The 14,956-nt window shown below is 71.4% G+C and carries 19 protein-coding genes and 1 pseudogene; 10 read left to right on the top strand and 10 right to left on the bottom strand.

Annotated features, from left to right (window positions below; genetic code table 11):
- Positions 1–37: 37 nt before the first annotated feature.
- Positions 38–913: an undecaprenyl-diphosphate phosphatase gene (locus ACIRR9_RS33410; RefSeq protein WP_403759569.1), complete on the top strand. Its 876-nt coding sequence runs from the start codon at positions 38–40 to the stop codon at positions 911–913.
- 431 nt (positions 914–1,344) lie between these two features.
- Entirely contained in the window at positions 1,345–2,181 is an 837-nt protein-coding gene (locus ACIRR9_RS33405) for a hypothetical protein (protein ID WP_403759566.1), read from the top strand.
- Positions 2,182–2,362: 181 nt separating this feature from the next.
- Here the strand turns inward: ACIRR9_RS33405 and ACIRR9_RS33400 are convergent.
- From ACIRR9_RS33400 to ACIRR9_RS33390, 3 genes and pseudogenes are all read right to left on the bottom strand, one after another.
- Positions 2,363–2,668: pseudogene (locus ACIRR9_RS33400) on the bottom strand (phosphotransferase family protein); the annotation flags it as partial.
- Positions 2,669–2,711: 43 nt separating this feature from the next.
- Positions 2,712–3,104 carry a DUF4440 domain-containing protein gene (locus ACIRR9_RS33395; protein ID WP_403759563.1) on the bottom strand — a complete coding sequence of 131 codons (393 nt, stop codon included), beginning with the start codon at positions 3,102–3,104 and terminating at the stop codon, positions 2,712–2,714.
- A 55-nt stretch (positions 3,105–3,159) separates the two neighbouring features.
- On the bottom strand, positions 3,160–3,867 hold the full coding sequence (locus tag ACIRR9_RS33390; RefSeq protein WP_403759560.1) for an alpha/beta fold hydrolase: 708 nt from the start codon (positions 3,865–3,867) through the stop codon (positions 3,160–3,162).
- Between the two features lie 140 nt (positions 3,868–4,007).
- Between ACIRR9_RS33390 and ACIRR9_RS33385 the strand changes: the two genes are divergently transcribed.
- The gene (locus ACIRR9_RS33385; RefSeq protein ID WP_403759778.1) at positions 4,008–4,892 is read left to right on the top strand and encodes a helix-turn-helix domain-containing protein; all 885 of its coding nucleotides are present in this window, start codon (positions 4,008–4,010) and stop codon (positions 4,890–4,892) included.
- Positions 4,893–5,094: 202 nt separating this feature from the next.
- Positions 5,095–5,274 (top strand): hypothetical protein, encoded by a 180-nt coding sequence (locus tag ACIRR9_RS33380; protein ID WP_123978710.1) that lies wholly within the window; start codon positions 5,095–5,097, stop codon positions 5,272–5,274.
- Between the two features lie 146 nt (positions 5,275–5,420).
- On the opposite strand, the gene ACIRR9_RS33375 is transcribed toward ACIRR9_RS33380, so the two are convergent.
- Entirely contained in the window at positions 5,421–6,161 is a 741-nt protein-coding gene (locus ACIRR9_RS33375) for an SDR family oxidoreductase (protein WP_403759557.1), read from the bottom strand.
- A gap of 33 nt (positions 6,162–6,194) precedes the next feature.
- Complete coding sequence (locus tag ACIRR9_RS33370; protein ID WP_403759554.1) at positions 6,195–6,428, bottom strand: hypothetical protein; 234 nt, start codon at positions 6,426–6,428, stop codon at positions 6,195–6,197.
- Positions 6,429–6,567: 139 nt separating this feature from the next.
- Here ACIRR9_RS33370 and ACIRR9_RS33365 point away from each other — a divergent pair, with 139 nt between their 5' ends.
- Entirely contained in the window at positions 6,568–6,858 is a 291-nt protein-coding gene (locus ACIRR9_RS33365) for a hypothetical protein (protein ID WP_403759551.1), read from the top strand.
- A complete protein-coding gene (locus ACIRR9_RS33360; protein WP_403759548.1) occupies positions 6,819–7,160 on the top strand; it encodes a hypothetical protein in 342 nt (113 codons plus the stop codon). Before ACIRR9_RS33365 ends, ACIRR9_RS33360 begins: the two co-directional genes overlap by 40 nt.
- 25 nt (positions 7,161–7,185) lie before the next feature.
- Here ACIRR9_RS33360 and ACIRR9_RS33355 read toward each other — a convergent pair whose 3' ends face one another.
- Entirely contained in the window at positions 7,186–7,512 is a 327-nt protein-coding gene (locus ACIRR9_RS33355) for a MerR family DNA-binding protein (protein WP_403759545.1), read from the bottom strand.
- A gap of 90 nt (positions 7,513–7,602) precedes the next feature.
- Here ACIRR9_RS33355 and ACIRR9_RS33350 point away from each other — a divergent pair, with 90 nt between their 5' ends.
- Together ACIRR9_RS33350 and lnt are read left to right on the top strand one after the other, a co-directional pair.
- Positions 7,603–8,088, top strand: a complete 486-nt coding sequence (locus ACIRR9_RS33350; protein ID WP_403759542.1) for a nuclear transport factor 2 family protein — start codon at positions 7,603–7,605, stop codon at positions 8,086–8,088.
- A 76-nt stretch (positions 8,089–8,164) separates the two neighbouring features.
- Positions 8,165–9,730 (top strand): apolipoprotein N-acyltransferase, encoded by a 1,566-nt coding sequence (gene lnt, locus ACIRR9_RS33345; RefSeq protein WP_403759539.1) that lies wholly within the window; start codon positions 8,165–8,167, stop codon positions 9,728–9,730.
- Here the strand turns inward: lnt and ACIRR9_RS33340 are convergent.
- A complete protein-coding gene (locus tag ACIRR9_RS33340) occupies positions 9,648–10,559 on the bottom strand; it encodes a Gfo/Idh/MocA family protein (RefSeq protein WP_403759536.1) in 912 nt (303 codons plus the stop codon). The genes lnt and ACIRR9_RS33340 overlap by 83 nt on opposite strands.
- 97 nt (positions 10,560–10,656) lie before the next feature.
- On the opposite strand from ACIRR9_RS33340, the gene ACIRR9_RS33335 reads away from it, so the two are divergent.
- Entirely contained in the window at positions 10,657–11,166 is a 510-nt protein-coding gene (locus ACIRR9_RS33335) for a DinB family protein (RefSeq protein WP_403759533.1), read from the top strand.
- Between the two features lie 112 nt (positions 11,167–11,278).
- Complete coding sequence (locus tag ACIRR9_RS33330; protein ID WP_403759530.1) at positions 11,279–11,740, top strand: hypothetical protein; 462 nt, start codon at positions 11,279–11,281, stop codon at positions 11,738–11,740.
- Positions 11,741–11,757: 17 nt separating this feature from the next.
- Here the strand turns inward: ACIRR9_RS33330 and ACIRR9_RS33325 are convergent, their stop codons facing one another.
- From ACIRR9_RS33325 to ACIRR9_RS33315, 3 genes are all read right to left on the bottom strand, one after another.
- Complete coding sequence (locus tag ACIRR9_RS33325; protein ID WP_403759527.1) at positions 11,758–12,258, bottom strand: hypothetical protein; 501 nt, start codon at positions 12,256–12,258, stop codon at positions 11,758–11,760.
- 201 nt (positions 12,259–12,459) lie between these two features.
- Positions 12,460–13,143 carry a uracil-DNA glycosylase gene (gene ung / locus ACIRR9_RS33320; RefSeq protein ID WP_365339982.1) on the bottom strand — a complete coding sequence of 228 codons (684 nt, stop codon included), beginning with the start codon at positions 13,141–13,143 and terminating at the stop codon, positions 12,460–12,462.
- Between the two features lie 94 nt (positions 13,144–13,237).
- Positions 13,238–14,815 (bottom strand): ABC transporter substrate-binding protein, encoded by a 1,578-nt coding sequence (locus tag ACIRR9_RS33315; RefSeq protein ID WP_403759524.1) that lies wholly within the window; start codon positions 14,813–14,815, stop codon positions 13,238–13,240.
- Positions 14,816–14,956 lie beyond the last annotated feature (141 nt).

Raw genomic sequence — 14,956 nt, 5'->3', positions numbered from 1 at the left:
GCCGGCCGCCCCCTCACCCCTGGGACGCCGTACTTTCATGTCTTGGTTCGAATCGCTGATCCTCGGACTCGTCCAGGGGCTGACCGAGTTCCTGCCCGTCTCCTCCAGCGCGCATCTGCGGCTGACGGCGGCCTTCTCCGGCTGGGAGGACCCGGGTGCGGCCTTCACTGCGATCACCCAGATCGGCACGGAGGCGGCGGTGCTGATCTACTTCCGCAAGGACATCGGGCGGATCATCTCGGCCTGGTTCCGGTCGCTGTTCGACAAGGCGATGCGGCACGACCACAACGCCCAGATGGGCTGGCTGGTGATCGTCGGCTCGATTCCGATCGGCCTGCTGGGCGTGACGCTCAAGGACCAGATCGAGGGTCCGTTCCGGGATCTGCGCATCACCGCGACCATGCTCATAGTCGTCGGCGTCGTCATCGGCATCGCCGACCGGCTCGCCGCCCGCGACGAGACGGGCGGCAAGCACCGCGCGCCCAAGCAGCGCAAGACGCTGGAGAACCTCGGGGTCAAGGACGGCCTGATCTTCGGCCTCTGCCAGGCCTGCGCCCTGATCCCGGGTGTCTCCCGGTCCGGCGCCACGATCAGCGGCGGCCTGTTCATGGGCTACAAGCGCGAGGCGGCGGCCCGCTACTCCTTCCTCCTCGCCGTCCCGGCGGTGCTGGCCTCCGGCGCCTTCGAGGTCAAGGACTCGGTGAGCGAGGGCCATGTGGCCTGGGGCCCGACCCTGTTCGCGACGGTGATCGCGTTCGCGTCCGGCTACGCGGTGATCGCCTGGTTCATGAAGTGGATCTCCAACAAGAGCTTCATGCCGTTCGTCTGGTACCGCGTCGCCCTCGGCATCGTCATCATCGCCCTGGTCTCGGCGGACGTCCTGAGCCCGCACGCGGCGGAATCGGCGAGCTAGGGGGCTGTCCCGCACGGCCGCGGGGCGCGACGATACCCGGCCGTGGTGTCCCTGCCCGTCCTGGCGGGCGGCGTACCCGTGTCGTGACCGTCGACCCCGAGGGCAGGCTTGCGGTACACCGGGGTTCTCGGCCCGGGCCCGGCTCTCCGGTGGGAGGCCTCCGTGTGAGCGACACCCCCGTGAGATCGGCATCCGCCCGGCGCCCGGCACCCCTGCGCGTATCCGTCCCGGACGTTCGTCGACGCCGACCCCGGGGCGGGTGCCGGCGGGGGCACCGGTGGCGAACTGCGTAATTTCACGGATGCGGAACCCCGGGCCGCCCGACGTACGGTGCGCGTGAGATCTGTGTGCCGCAGGCACTCAGCACGCCCGCCCGGAAACCGCCGGCGGGTTACGTTCGACCTCACGGGATTCACATGCGTATACGTGCCATGTCGGTAGTCCTTCCCGGCGCCGTCGCCCTGTCCACCCTCTGCCTTCCGGCAGCCGCTCAGGCCGCGGAGCGTCCGGGTGCGGCGGCGGAACTCGGCTCCCTCGCCGCCCGCTCCGCCCACCCCGCCACCACGCTGGGCAGCATGAGGTTCTCCAAGGTGGTCATCAACGGCGGCAAGGACATCGTCCTGGGCACCACCACCAAGAAGTCCGTCACCGTGACGTACACGGCGACCAGTTCCAGCGGGGTCGCCGTCACGGAAGCCTTTCTCTGGCAGGGCACGGACAGTTCGAGCCCGGACACCATCACCGGATCCCTGGGCACCGACGACGACCCGGTCTGCACGGAGTCGACGACCCAGACCGGCGTCTACGCCTGCACGGCCGTCTTCCACATCAGCGCCGCGTCCGACCTGAAGAACAACGGCGTCGCAGGCACCTGGAAGCTGATCCTCGGCGGGTGGGACCTCTACGCCAACGCCAGTTTCGACGACGACGTCTCCACCACCCGGATCAAGAAGGCGTCCCAGCTGACCGCCGACGCCACCCCGGAGCCGGTGAAGAAGGGCAGGACCATCACGGTCAGGGGAAGCCTGAAGCGTGCCGACTGGAACACCGGCAAGAACGTCGGCTACGCGGGGCAGGGGGTGCTGCTCCAGTACCGCAAGAAGGGCAGCAGCACCTACACCACCCTCAAGAAGGTCACGAGCGGCACCGGGGGCGCGCTCAAGGCCACCACCACGGCCACGGCCGACGGGTACTACCGCTTCTCCTTCGCCACCAACACCACCACCGCCGCCGCCACGGCGCCCGGCGACTACGTCGACGTCAGGTAACCGCGGACCGCGTCGCCCGTGCGTCACGGCAGCCTGCGCGGGTTCGCCGGCGACGCACGGGTCACGGGCCGACGGCCCTGCCGCTCATCGGCCTGGCCCCTGTCACCGGCAGCGCCGAGACCGGTCGGCGACGCCGACCAGGTGACCGCTTCCGGTCTCCTTCTCCATGGCCGAGTGCGGGGCGGGCAAGCTCCGTTCGGATCCGGTCGAGCCACTCCGTGCCCAGCCGGCGCCCGTTCGGGAGTCGGTCGTCCCGGTCCCAGCGCCATGTCGTGATCATCGCCGGCACCAGGATCCGGCACTCGCGCAGCAGATCCTCGTCGACACCCGGATACCGCTCGGCGACTTCTTCGGGCGCATGGGCGAGGTCGAACTCGACGGGCCCACGGCAACACGTCTCGAGGTCGACGATCAGCAGCCCGTTCTTCGTGGTGAGGATGTTGCCGGGGTGCGGCTCGCCGTGCAGCAGCTGCTCGGCGCTGCCACGCTCGCCGAGGCCACCGCCCGCGTGGCCTCTGACAACTCCATGGCTAGTCGCCCGGGGCGGCCGGCGTGCCCTGGTGGAAGTACATCCGCCAGCCCGTCTCCGTGAGCCGCCACAGCGAGCTGCGCCAGACCCGGCGCCCCTGGTTGTCCGCGAAGTAGGTGAGATGGACGACGCCCGGGGCCAGGACGGTCCCGGACATCTCGCTCACCTCGACCGGGGACTCCGGGGACACCGAGCCGCCGCTGGTCACCGTCAGGATCGACGTCGTGTCCCAGCGCCGGCCGGACGCCCCGATCTCGGTGAACTCCGGGTCGAGCAGCTCCAGGACGAGGGCCGGGACGGCGCGCACCTCGGGTTCGAGAAGCCGCAGCTCCCCGTCGATCGCCGCCTGTACCGCCCGCTGGTCCTCGTCCGTCACATCCGCCACGTGCGTCATGTTGCGAGCGTACGGAGACACCGCCGTCCGGGCACAGCGAATATCGCCGTCGGGATCAGGCGAGTTCGAGCAGGAGTTCGGTGAGCTCGGCCGGCATGGTGATCATGCAGTCGTGGCCGGTGGGCAGTTCCCACACCTGCTCGGTCGCGGGGACCGGGCGGCGGACGACACCCTTCGGCCGGTCGGCCACGCAGTGGATGTGGGTGCGGGGAATCGTGCCTACGGCCGCGTTGTCCAGCCGTACCGGCTGCTGGAGGCAGCGCACCGGCAGGTCGGACAGCTGTGTGCGCAGCCAGGCCGTGTCCGCCGGATCGGTGACCCCGAACAGGCCGTGCGGCGGCGGCAGTTCGGGCATCGGCGGGACCCGCCAGCCGCTCTCGGACGCCAGCGCACCGTCGATCATGGCCCGGGTCACGGGCAGGACATCGGCCGCGGTCTCGCCGTGGGCGGGAACCATCGCGTCGAGGTAGACCAACCGGGCGATGCGGTCGGGTACTTGGTTGGCGGCGGACGAGACGATCAGCCCCGCGTAGCTGTGTCCCACCAGGACGACCTCGGTGAGGTCCTCGTCCATGATGAGCCGGATCACGTCGTCGACGTGCGTGTCGAGGCCGACATCGGGGCCGAGCAGGTGCGCCTTGTCGCCGCAGCCGGTCAGGGAGGGTGCGTACACCCGGTGTCCCGCCGCCGCCAGCAGCGGGACCACCCGCTTCCAGGCCTCACCGCTGTGCCAGGCTCCGTGTACCAGCAGATACGTCGACATGACTGTGCTCCTCGCTGTGCTCATGACGGTCACCGAGCACGCTTCCGCGCCCGGGCCGGCCGCGGCAGGACCCCGGCGATCCTGGGGGTGACAGGGCCAGGCACGGGCACACTGGGCCGCATTACGGTGGCCGGGTGACCGTGACCGACGAACCGAACCTGCTGGGCGCGTATGTGCGGGCCCGCCGTGAGCTCGTCACGCCCGAGCAGGCCGGTATCCCCGTGCTCGGGGTGCGGCGGGTGCCGGGCCTGCGCCGGGAGGAGGTCGCGATGCTGGCCGGCATCAGCGCCGACTACTACCTGCGCCTGGAGCAGGGCCGAGACCGGAACCCCTCCGTGCAGGTCCTGGAGTCCCTGGCCCGTGTCCTGCGCCTCGACGAGGACGCGACGGCGTATCTCCTGAGCCTCGGCGCCGGCCGGCCGCGACGGCGCCGGCGACGGCCCCGCAAGGAGACGGTCCCGCCCGGGATCGCCGGGCTCGTCTCCGCCCTCCCGCTCCCCGCCCTGGTCGAGGGCCGCTACCTCGACGTCCTCGCCGTCAACGCCCTGGCGACCGCACTGTCACCGCGCCTGGCGGTGGGCGCCAACCGGCTGCGGGACGCCTTCCTCGACCCCGCCGAGCAGGCCCTGTACCCGGACTGGCCGGACGCGGGCGCGGGCATGGTCGCCGGTTTCCGCCGGTCCGTCGGCGCCGAGACGGACGACCCCCGGGTCATCGACCTCGTCGGCGAACTCTCCCTGGCCAGCCCGGAGTTCAGCAGGCTCTGGGCCCGTCACGACGTGGCAGCGTGCGAGGGCGCGGCCAAGCACATCGACCACCCCCAACTGGGACTCCTGCGGCTGAACCGGGAGCGGCTGGGTGTCAGCGGCACGACGGGCCAGACGCTCGTGGTCTACCACCCGGACCCGGACAGCGACAGCGCCGAGAAACTGGCGCTGCTCGCCTCGACGCTGCCCGCGCCGTGGACCCGGCCGGGCACCTCATCTCGGCCAACCCCCAACGACCCCCGCGTTCCGGGGGTTTGAGTCCGTCGGACCTGCTCCGGCGAAGGTGAAGGCCGGGGCGGGAGCGTACGGCCCTGTTCGCGTCACAGCGTCCGGTCCGGCAAATGCCAAGGCCATGCCGAGGATTGACCCGCTGCTGGCCGTGTCGCCCGTGACCAACCCCATACGGTGTGCGTAGCGGCCCGGTAGCGCACGGTCAGTTCTTGCCCCTACGCTGTTTCGTATGTCCCCCGATTCCCGAATCCTTGGTTCCGTGCGTTCTGCTGCCGAGGTCAACGAGCACATCCGGGCGCTGTGGCTGCGTGCGGGCGGTTCGCTGTCGGCCCAGGAGCGGTCGGAGTACGAGCTGTTGGTGGTCGAGTGGGCCGAGGCGATCCGCGAGCAGATCATCGAGGCGGCATGACCCGGCCGACAGGTGTCCGACAGATCAGATCGGCTCCGCGAAGCGGCGCCACCCGCTGAGGGACATCGGCGAGGGACGACAACTCCGCAGGTGGCCGCGGCAGACCCGGCGTCTGCGGCCTGACCCGCCGGACGGCCCCCAGGGGTTCAGCGTCCGCCGGAGACCCGCAGCACCGCGCCCGTCGTGTAGGAGGCCTCCGCTGAGAGCAGCCAGGCGATCGCGGCGGCGATCTCCTCCGGCCGGCCGGCGCGGCCCAACGGCGTGGTGGCACCGACCCGTTCGGCCCGGCCGGGGTCGCCCATGGCCGCGTGGATCCCGGTCTCGATGACGCCTGGCGCCACGGCGTTGACCCGCACGCCGTCCGGGCCGAGTTCCTTGGCCAGGCCCACGGTGAGGGTGTCGACCGCGGCCTTGGTCGCCGCGTAGTGGACGTACTCCCCGGGGCTGCCGAGCGTGGCCGCCGCGGAGGACACGTTCACGATCACCCCGCTCCCCCGCGCCGCCATCAGCCGGGCCGCCCGGCGTGAACACAGCAGCACACCCAGCAGGTTGACCTCCACGACCCGACGCAGGTCGGCGGTCTCCGTATCGGCCAGCCGCCCGAACGGCCCGGTCACGGCAGCATTGTTGACCAGACCGGTGACCGGCCCCAGCCGCTCCTCCGCCGTGTCGAACAGCCGCTCCACATCGGCCTCCACGGCGGTGTCCACCGCTACGACGACACCGCGCGCCCCCGCCTTCCGCACCCCCTCCGCGACCGCCTCGGCGGCGTCCGCGTCCCGCCGGTATCCGATCACCAGATCGTGTCCGTCGGCCGCGAGCCGCAGACAGGTCGCGGCGCCGATACCCCCGCTGCCCCCGGTGACGACCGTGACGGGACGTGTCATACGAACCTCCTGAAGCCGGACGGGACCAAGATCCTACGACCCCGGCCGCGCGAGCACCTCGTCACCCACCGGATCCGGCCCCTCCCCGGGCGGCAGCCCGGCCGCCCGTTCCGGCCCCTGGATCCGGGCCGCCAGCGGGATCACGTCCGTGATCCCGACGAGCCGCTCGTCGGCGCACCGGGCGCCCGCCGCACCCGAAAAGCCGGCTGCGGTGACCGGTGGGGACAGCGCGCCGGGGTGCGGATCCCGCCGGGGATGCCACTGCACCGGAAGTCCGCATCCGGTCGTCGCCGAAGATGTACCGTGCCACCGCGACCGTTCCGGCCGTCCTCGCTGCCTGGGCGACATGACCGGCGGTCTCGGCAGGCAGGCATCATCGGAGTCCGAGGCTGAAGGAGTAACGCTCGTGAGACTGGTCTCCGACCCCGGGTACGGCGAAGTGGATCTCTCCGCATCCGCGGAGGAGCTGACGTGGTTGGCGAGCGCGGTGGCCCAGGGCCAGGGGCTGCTCAGCCGGCCCCCTTCGCCGGGCGGCAACGCCCTGACCGGAGTCGAGGTCAAAGGTACTTCCGGCCCCGGCGTCCTCGTTCGCCTGGACGTCGAGCGGCAGATCGCCCGTTCTGGCGCGTACTGCTCCAGCGCCACGCGGCTCTCCCCGTGGCGGAGGCCGAACCGTCCCTGTGCCCCCGGCCGCTGACGCTGCGGCCCCTTGTCGACACCCCCGGCCCACGCGGGCTCGGGGCCCAGACGTTCAAGGTCGGAGGCACGCCGTCCTGGGCGCAGGATCCCGAGTACTACCGGTGCGCATGCGGCTCCGACCTGGTGTACATCTGCCAGGTACCGGAGGGCATGGAATTCGCTGTCCACCCCGGCCTGCCGGAGCAGCCGTACAGCGTCGGTGTCGACACCTACAACCTGCTCCTGGGCAATGAGGTCTACCTGCTGGCGTGCCCGGACCACTGCGACCCGGCGGCGGTGTGGCCGGTGAACCAGAACTGACACCTCGGCACGGTCACCACCCTTCTCAGGAAGTGCGTCCCGACAGGACGCCGCCGGTCGGCCCCAGTGGGCACCCGGTGCCGACGCGCAGGGCCAGATCGGCCCGCAGGGTGGTCAGTTCGGCGATACGGGTGTCGATGGCCTGGAGCTTCTCCTCGAAGAGCAGGGACAGCGCCTCCGCGGTGTCCGGCGCTTCGCGCAATGTCTCGCCGTTGCGCGCGATCTCCGCCAGGGAGAAGCCGAGTGCCTGCGCGGTGCGGACGTACTGGAGCCAGGCCACCGTCTCGGGCGGAAACGCATGTCGGGCACGGATGCGGAACGTGGACCCCTGTTCGACCGGCCGGTCGCTCACATGACCAGATCCGGGGGTGCCCGGTACGAACACCGCCGAATATCGCCCGCGCCCCTTGGCTCCGCCGGTCCCGTGCCCAAAACTGTGCCGATGACGCAGCGTGTGGAGCTCGCGACCGTGATGGACCGGCTGGCCGTGGACGAGTTGGTCACCGAGTACGCCGTGGCCGTCGACGACGGTGACTGGGCGGCGTACCGCGGACTGTTCACCACGGACGGGCGGGCCGACTACCGTTCCGCCGGCGGGATCGAGGGGGATGCCGGGCAGGTGGCCGGGTGGCTCGCGGAGAGTCTGACCCTGTTCTCGATGCGGCAGCATCTGATCGTCAACCGCCGGGTGCGGTTCGGGACCCTGGACCACGACACCGGGGACACCGCCCGCCTCCAGGCCGACTACATCAACCCCATGCGTCTCGCCGGCGGCGACGGCACCGCCACCGCCCCGGACTTCGTGTGCGGCGGCCGCTACGCCTTCACGCTGCTGCGTACCGGGGACGGCTGGCGGCTGCGCCGGGTGGTCGTCGAGGAGAAGTGGCGCCGGCTGCCGGACGCGCGCGCGGTGGCAGGGTCCGACTGAGCCCGCGCCCATGCCCCCTGTCGGAGATCCCTCCCGGTCGCGCACACTGGAAGGACTCGCAGGCAGGAGGCGATGGATGAGGACCGTCGAGCGCTGGCTGACCTCCCCGTGGCGGCGTTCCTGCGTCGGGGCGCTGGCGGGCGCGCTGCCCGTGCTCGCCTTTCCGGCACCGTCGCTGTGGTGGTTCGCCTATGTCGCGCTGGTCCCGTGGCTGCTGCTGGCGCGCTCGGCGCCGACCGGACGGCGGGCGGCGTACGACGGCTGGTGCGGCGGGTTCGGGTTCATGGTCGCCGTGCATCACTGGCTGCTGCCGAGCCTGCACGTCTTCATCTTCCTGATCGCCGGGCTGCTCAGCCTGCTCTGGGTGCCCTGGGGCTGGCTGACCCGCCGGCTGCTGGGCGGGACGCCGTCGCCGGTGCGGGCCGCGATCGCGGTGCTGGTGCTGCCCTCGGGGTGGCTGGTGGTGGAGCTGGTGCGGTCCTGGCAGGGGCTGGGCGGGCCGTGGGGCATGCTCGGCGCGACCCAGTGGCAGGTGGCGCCGGCGCTGCGGCTGGCCTCGGTCGGCGGGGTGTGGCTGCTGAGCTTCCTGGTGGTGGCCGTGAACGTGGCCGTCGCCGTGCTGGTCGCGGTGCGCGAGGCGCGGGTGCCCGCGGTGGCCTCGCTGGTGGCCACGGCCGCAGCGACCTCCGCCGCCTGGGTGTGGTCGCCGCGCCCGGACGTCGACGGGCACGTCCGGATCGCCGTCGTACAGCCCGGCGTCCTCGACGGCGGCGACCGGCGCTTCGACCGGGAGGAGCGGCTGACCCGGCAGCTGGCGGGGCAGCATCCCGACCTGATCGTCTGGGGCGAGAGCAGTGTCGGCTTCGACCTCGGGGACCGGCCCGATCTGGCGAAGCGCATCGCCGCGCTGTCCCGGCAGACCGGGGCGGACATCCTGGTCAACGTCGACGCCCGGCGCTCCGACCGGCCGGGTATCTACAAGAGCTCCATCCTGGTGGGCCCCGACGGGCCGACCGGTGAGCGGTACGACAAGATGCGGCTGGTCCCCTTCGGCGAGTACATACCGGCCCGCTCCCTGTTCGGCTGGGCCACCTCGGTCGGCAAGGCGGCCGGCGAGGACCGGCGGCGCGGCACCGAGCAGGTGGTGATGAACGTCGGCCACGGGCTGCTGGTCGGCCCGATGATCTGCTTCGAGACGGCGTTCCCCGACATGAGCCGGCATCTCGCGCAGGACGGCGCGCAGGTGCTGGTCGGGCAGTCCGCGACCTCGACGTTCCAGCACAGCTGGGCCCCCGAGCAGCATGCCTCACTGGCCGCCCTGCGGGCCGCCGAGACCGGCCGCACGATGGTCCACGCCACGCTGACCGGTGTCTCCGCCGTGTACGGGCCGAGCGGGGAGCGCATCGGCCCCTGGCTGGGCACGGACGCGGACACCGCGCGGCTCTACGAGGTGCCGATCGCCCGCGGTGTCACCCCGTTCGTGCGGTACGGCGACTGGGCGGTGGACGGCGCGCTGCTGGTGCTGGCGGCCTACTGCCTGGGCGAGGGGCTGCGGGCGGTCAGGCTGCGCCGGAGCGCCGGTGAACCGCTCGTATCACCCGCTCGCAGAGTTCGTGAGTCGCCAGTGCGTCACGGGCACTGAGCACCTTGCCGGCGCGCACGGCGTCGAGGAAGGCGAGCACGGCCTGTTCTATGCCGCGCTGCCGGGCGACCGGCACCCAGTCGCCGCGCCGCCGGACCGTCGGCTGTCCCTTGTGGTCGATCACCTCGGAGAGGTTGACGACCTGGCGTTTGGTGTCCTGCCCGGAGATCTCCAGGATCTCCTCCGCCGAGCCGCTGAGCCTGTTCATCACGCCGAGCGCGGTGAAGCCGTCCCCGGCGAGCTGGAGCACCACGTGGTGCAGCAGGCCGTCGACGACGCGGGCGCGCACGGTCACGTCGTCGACCGGTCCGGGGGCGAGGAAGCGCAGGGTGTCGACGACATGGATGAAGTCGTCGAGGATCATGGTGCGGGGTTCCTCGGGCAGTCCGATGCGGTTCTTCTGCATCAGGATCAGGTCGCGGGGGTGGTCGGCGCACTGGACGACACCGGGGGCGTGGCGCCGGTTGAAGCCGACGGACAGGGAGACGTTCCGCGTCTCGGCCAGGGTCACGAGCCGCTCGGAGTCGGCGAGCCGGTAGCCGAGGGGCTTGTCGACGTACGTCGGTACGCCCGCCTCCAGGAGCCGGGTGACGATCTCCGGGTGGGCGCCCGTCGGCGCGTGCACGAAGGCGGCGTCCAGTTCCTGGGCGAGCAGGTCGTCGAGGGTCGCGTGCCGGTGGCCGGCGGGCAGCCGGAGGCTGTCGGCGACCCGGTCGAGGGTGGCGGGGGTGCGGGTCTGCAGGTGGAGTTCGAGCCCCGGCTGCGCGCCCAGCACCGGCAGGTACGCCTTCTGCGCGATGTCGCCGAGTCCGATGCAGCCGACCTTCACTGGCGCTCCCCTCGCGGTTGCCTACGCGTGCCTGTCCGGAAGCATACGGGCCGATAATCCGTGGTGGGATCGGGCGGGGGTGGGCCAGGATGCGCCCATGACGACCGAACGCCGTGTGCCCGCGATCGACGCCGACGAACGCTCCATGCTGGAGGGCTGGTTGGAGTTCCACCGGCAGACCCTCGCGACGAAGTGCGAGGGTCTGACCGACGCCCAGCTCAGGACCGCCTCGGTGGAGCCGTCCCCGCTGTCCCTCATGGGACTCGTGCGGCACATGGCCGACGTGGAACGGAACTGGTACAGCAGGGTCCTCACCGGCGAGAAGGTGCCGTTCCGCTACTGGACCGACGAGGATCCGGACGGCGACTTCCATCTCACCGAGGCGGACACCTGGCAGGAGACGTACGAGATCTGGCAGTCGGAGATCGCGACCGCCCGGCGCAACGCGGCCGACGTCGGCCTGGACGAGCTCTCCAAGGGCCTCACCCGTCACGGTGAGCGGATCAACCTGCGCTGGATCCACACCCATATGATCGAGGAGTACGCCCGGCACAACGGCCATGCCGATCTGATCCGGGAACGCATCGACGGCGCGACCGGCTCCTGACGTCAGCCTCGGACCCGCCCACCCCCCGTACGGGGCGCGAGATCACCCGCGCGGGGGACCAAACTCCCGTCGGCGGTGTCAACCTTCACGCGGACCCAGCAGAGTTGCGCGGGTGCATCGAACGACGACCACCGCAGCGCTCCTGGTCACCGTGACCGTCTCGGCCCTCTCCGGCTGCGTGACGGTCCAGCGTCCGGCGGCGCCCGGCCCGCCGCCGGGTACGGCACCCTCGCTGCCGTCGGTGCCCCGCCCGGACGGCAGCACCGAACCCCGGGTGGTGCAGGCGCCGGTCAAGGAGGCCCTGGAGATGGTCGGCCCGTCCCGGCCCCCCGCACCCACCGCCCCGCACACCCCGGCACCGCCTCCCCCGGCCGCCCGACGGCCACCGGCCCCGCGCGCCGCCGCCCCTGCGCACCCCCACCCGCACCGGTCGCACGACCAGCGGGCCGGCAGCCCCGAAGTCGCCCGGTCCGTCCCCAAGGCCCCGGACGTGTGCGCCCTCGGCAAGCAGTACGGCGGCTGGAGCGCGGACAGCCCGCAGGCGCAGATCTGCGAGCAGTCGTACGGGCGTTGAAGCCCCTGGTCCCCCGTCTAGTTCGGCCGCTGCCGAGGCGGCCCCCAGGGCTCACCGCCCGGGGTGTCGTCGTCCCCGAGCCGCAGTTCCAGTCTGCTGATCGCCGCCCGCACCCCGTCGCCGTAGCCGTCTTCGCCCAGGGCCCCGGCCGCCCCGCGCGCCCGGTGCAGATGGCTGCGGGCGGCCTCGGTGCGGCCGAGCTTCACATAGTCGGCGGCGAGATTGAGATGGAGGGAGGGGTAGAAGCCGCGCAGGCCCGCCGACGCCTCCGCCTCGTCCGCCGCCGACAACGCCCTCAGGTCCCAGGCGAGTTCGTCGGCCGGGTCGTCCTGCGTGTCGGCGAGGTAGTGGGCCAGGGTGCAGCGGTGCAGCGGGGCGCCGTGCTCGCCGAGTTCCGTCCACAGGTCGAGCAGGCGCCGGCGGGCCTCCTCACGGTCCCCGGCGTGGTGCAACATCACGACCTGCCCGATCCGCGTGAGCACGGCATCGGGTGCCGTCCGCTCCTGTCGCTCCGCCACGGGGCCCTCCGGGCTGTAGGCCTGTTGTGTGTTGCCGACGTTAAGCGGAGCCGCCTGCTTTTGCGGTCAGGCGGCGCCGTCGGGGCACAGGCCGGTGGGCAGCTGCGGGCCCGGTGGGGGCTGATCGCGCAGTACCTCCCCAGCCTTCGGCCGGGGGTACCCCCAGCGCCCTTACGGGGCGCGTTACTCCTCTGTCTCTGCTCAGCCCAGGTCGGGGATGCGCCAGTCGATCGCCTCGTGCCCCTGTGCCGCGACGGCCTCGTTGATCTGGGTGAACGGGCGGGAGCCGAAGAACTTCTTCGCGGAGAGCGGGGACGGGTGCGCGCCCTGGACCACGATGTGCCGGGTCTCGTCGATCAGCCGGAGCTTCTTCTGGGCGTAGTTGCCCCACAGGACGAAGACCGCCGGGTCGGGACGCTCGGCGACCGCGCGGATCACCGCGTCGGTGAACTTCTCCCAGCCCTTGCCCTTGTGCGAGTTGGCCTCGCCGGCACGGACCGTGAGCACCGCGTTGAGCAGCAGCACGCCCTGCTGGGCCCACGGCATCAGATAGCCGTTGTCCGGCACCTCCAGGCCCAGCTCCTCCTTCATCTCCTTGTAGATGTTCCGCAGCGACGGCGGGGTCTTCACGCCGGGCCGGACGGAGAAGCAGAGGCCGTGCCCCTGGCCCTCGCCGTGGTACGGGTCCTGGCCGAGGATCAGCACCTTCACCTGGTCGTACGGCGTGGCGTCGAGCGCGGCGAAGACCTCCTCGCGGGGCGGGTAGACGGGGCCGTTCGCCCGCTCCTCCTCGACGAACTCGGTCAGCTCCTTGAAGTAGGGCTGCTGCAGCTCGTCACCCAGAACCCCGCGCCAGGACTCGGGCAGCATGGCGATGTCGGTCACGTCAACGTCCTCACGAATTGCGGTCTCTTGCAGTTCCTGCCGATGCCCCAAGAACCTACAGGCGACCACTGACAACCGGTGCCGGACGGCCGATTCACCAGCTGGTCTTGCGGTGCAGCTCCCACATCATCATGATCGTCGACGGGTCGAGCGCCTGTTCGCCCCCGGAGATGTCGTCGCTGGCCGCGACGTACTGCCGCCCCTGCCACAGCGGGATCAGCCGGGTGTCGTTGACGAGGATCTGCTGGGCGTCCTCGAAGTCCTTCACGACCTTGCCGCGGTCGCTCTGGCGTCGGGAGTCCGGCAGCAGCTTGCCGGTGATCACGGGGGACGGGTAGGGCGTGCCGAGGGCGTTCTGGTCGCCGACGAAGGGGGCGATGAAGTTGTCGGCGTCGGGGAAGTCCGGGAACCAGCCGCGCCCGAACACCGGGTACTCGCCCTTCTGGTAGCCGACGACGTAGGTCTTCCAGGGGCGGCTCTTGAGGGTGATGGTGAACAGCCCGGAGTCGTCCAGCTGCTGCTTGAGCAGCTGGAACATCCTGGCGGTCTCGGAGCCGTAGCGGTCGGTGGTGTACCAGAAGGTGAGCGGGACGCGCTGGGTGATGCCCGCGTCGGCGAGCATCTTGCGGGCCTTGGAGGTGCTGGGGTCGCCGAAGTCGTCGAAGAAGCCGGTGGTGTGGCCGGTGAGGCCCGCCGGGACCATGGAGTACAGCGGGTCGACGGTGTCCTTGTAGACCGTGTGGACGATCGCGGAGCGGTCGACGAGCTGGGCGACGGCCTTGCGCACGGCGGGCAGTCTGGCCCACGGGTCCTTGGGGTTGAACACCAGGTAGCTGATGTCGGTGCCGGCGCCGTCGACCAGTTGCAGGTCACTGTCGGAGTGGGCCTGGAGGGCGACGATGTCGGAGGCGGCGAGACCGCGGTAGGTGACGTCGATGTCGCCGGACCGCAGGGCCTTGACCATGGTGGCCGAGTCCTGGAAGTAGCGGATGGTCACCGCGTCGTTCTGCCGGTCCGCGAAGCCCCGGTAGTTGTCGTTGCGGACGAGTTCGGCCTTCTTGCCGTCCTCGTAGGACTTCAGTGTGTACGGCCCGGAGCCGTGCACCGACTCGTCCTTGCGCAGCGATCTGGCGGGGTAGTCGTCGGGGTCGACGATCGACATGGCCGGGGTGGCGAGCACGAACGGGAAGGTGGCGTCGGCCTTGTTGAGATGGAAGACCACCTCGCGGTCGCCGAGCACCTGCACCCGGTCGAGGCTGCCGAGCAGACCGGCCGGGCCGCTGGGCGCGTCGATGGTCCGGATCCGGTCGATGGAGTACTTGACGGCGTGTGCGTCGAGCGCGTCGCCGTCGGCGAACTTCAGGCCGGAGCGCAGTTCGCAGCGGTAGGTGCGGCTGCCGGAGTCCGTGAAGGCGCAGTGCTGGGCGGCGTCGGGCCGGGGGGTGGTGGCGCCGTCCGGGTAGGCGAGGAGTGTCTGGTAGATGTTGCGGAACAGCTCCCAGGAGCCGTCCCAGGACCCGGCGGGGTCGAGGGTGCTGGGGGCGCTGGTCGTCCCGACGACGATCGGCCCGCTGTCACCCGCGCTGCTGCCGGAGAGCACGCCGCATCCGGCCACCAGGGACATGGACGCGACCGCGGCCGCTCTTCGCAGGCCTCGGTTCCGACTGAACACGCGCACGCTCCTCGATCCGCCGTACCAGGGGTCGGCGGCAGACCATACCGCAGCGTTGAGCGCCTGGAACCCTCCCGGAAACACGGGCGTTGATCGAGTGTGCTATGACGACGTTGTCATTCTCCTGTGCGGATCGTGTAC

The sequence above is a fragment of the Streptomyces sp. NPDC101234 genome (assembly GCF_044767525.1).
GTDB classification, from domain to species: Bacteria; Actinomycetota; Actinomycetes; order Streptomycetales; family Streptomycetaceae; genus Streptomyces; species Streptomyces sasae.
Note: the sequence above shows the minus strand (reverse complement) of the source record. Positions and strands in the feature narration are given on the sequence as shown.

Bases quoted from the DNA above. Each gene is read 5' to 3' on its own strand.
- ACIRR9_RS33405 (WP_403759566.1), top strand. From the start codon at position 1,345: ATGTCGGTAGTCCTTCCCGGCGCCGTCGCCCTGTCCACCCTCTGCCTT.
- ACIRR9_RS33335 (WP_403759533.1), top strand. From the start codon at position 10,657: ATGACGACCGAACGCCGTGTGCCCGCGATCGACGCCGACGAACGCTCC.
- lnt (WP_403759539.1), top strand. From the start codon at position 8,165: ATGAGGACCGTCGAGCGCTGGCTGACCTCCCCGTGGCGGCGTTCCTGC.
- ACIRR9_RS33410 (WP_403759569.1), top strand. From the start codon at position 38: ATGTCTTGGTTCGAATCGCTGATCCTCGGACTCGTCCAGGGGCTGACC.
- ACIRR9_RS33380 (WP_123978710.1), top strand. From the start codon at position 5,095: ATGTCCCCCGATTCCCGAATCCTTGGTTCCGTGCGTTCTGCTGCCGAG.
- ACIRR9_RS33375 (WP_403759557.1), bottom strand. From the start codon at position 6,161: ATGACACGTCCCGTCACGGTCGTCACCGGGGGCAGCGGGGGTATCGGC.
- ACIRR9_RS33350 (WP_403759542.1), top strand. From the start codon at position 7,603: ATGACGCAGCGTGTGGAGCTCGCGACCGTGATGGACCGGCTGGCCGTG.
- ACIRR9_RS33395 (WP_403759563.1), bottom strand. From the start codon at position 3,104: ATGACGCACGTGGCGGATGTGACGGACGAGGACCAGCGGGCGGTACAG.
- ACIRR9_RS33390 (WP_403759560.1), bottom strand. From the start codon at position 3,867: ATGTCGACGTATCTGCTGGTACACGGAGCCTGGCACAGCGGTGAGGCC.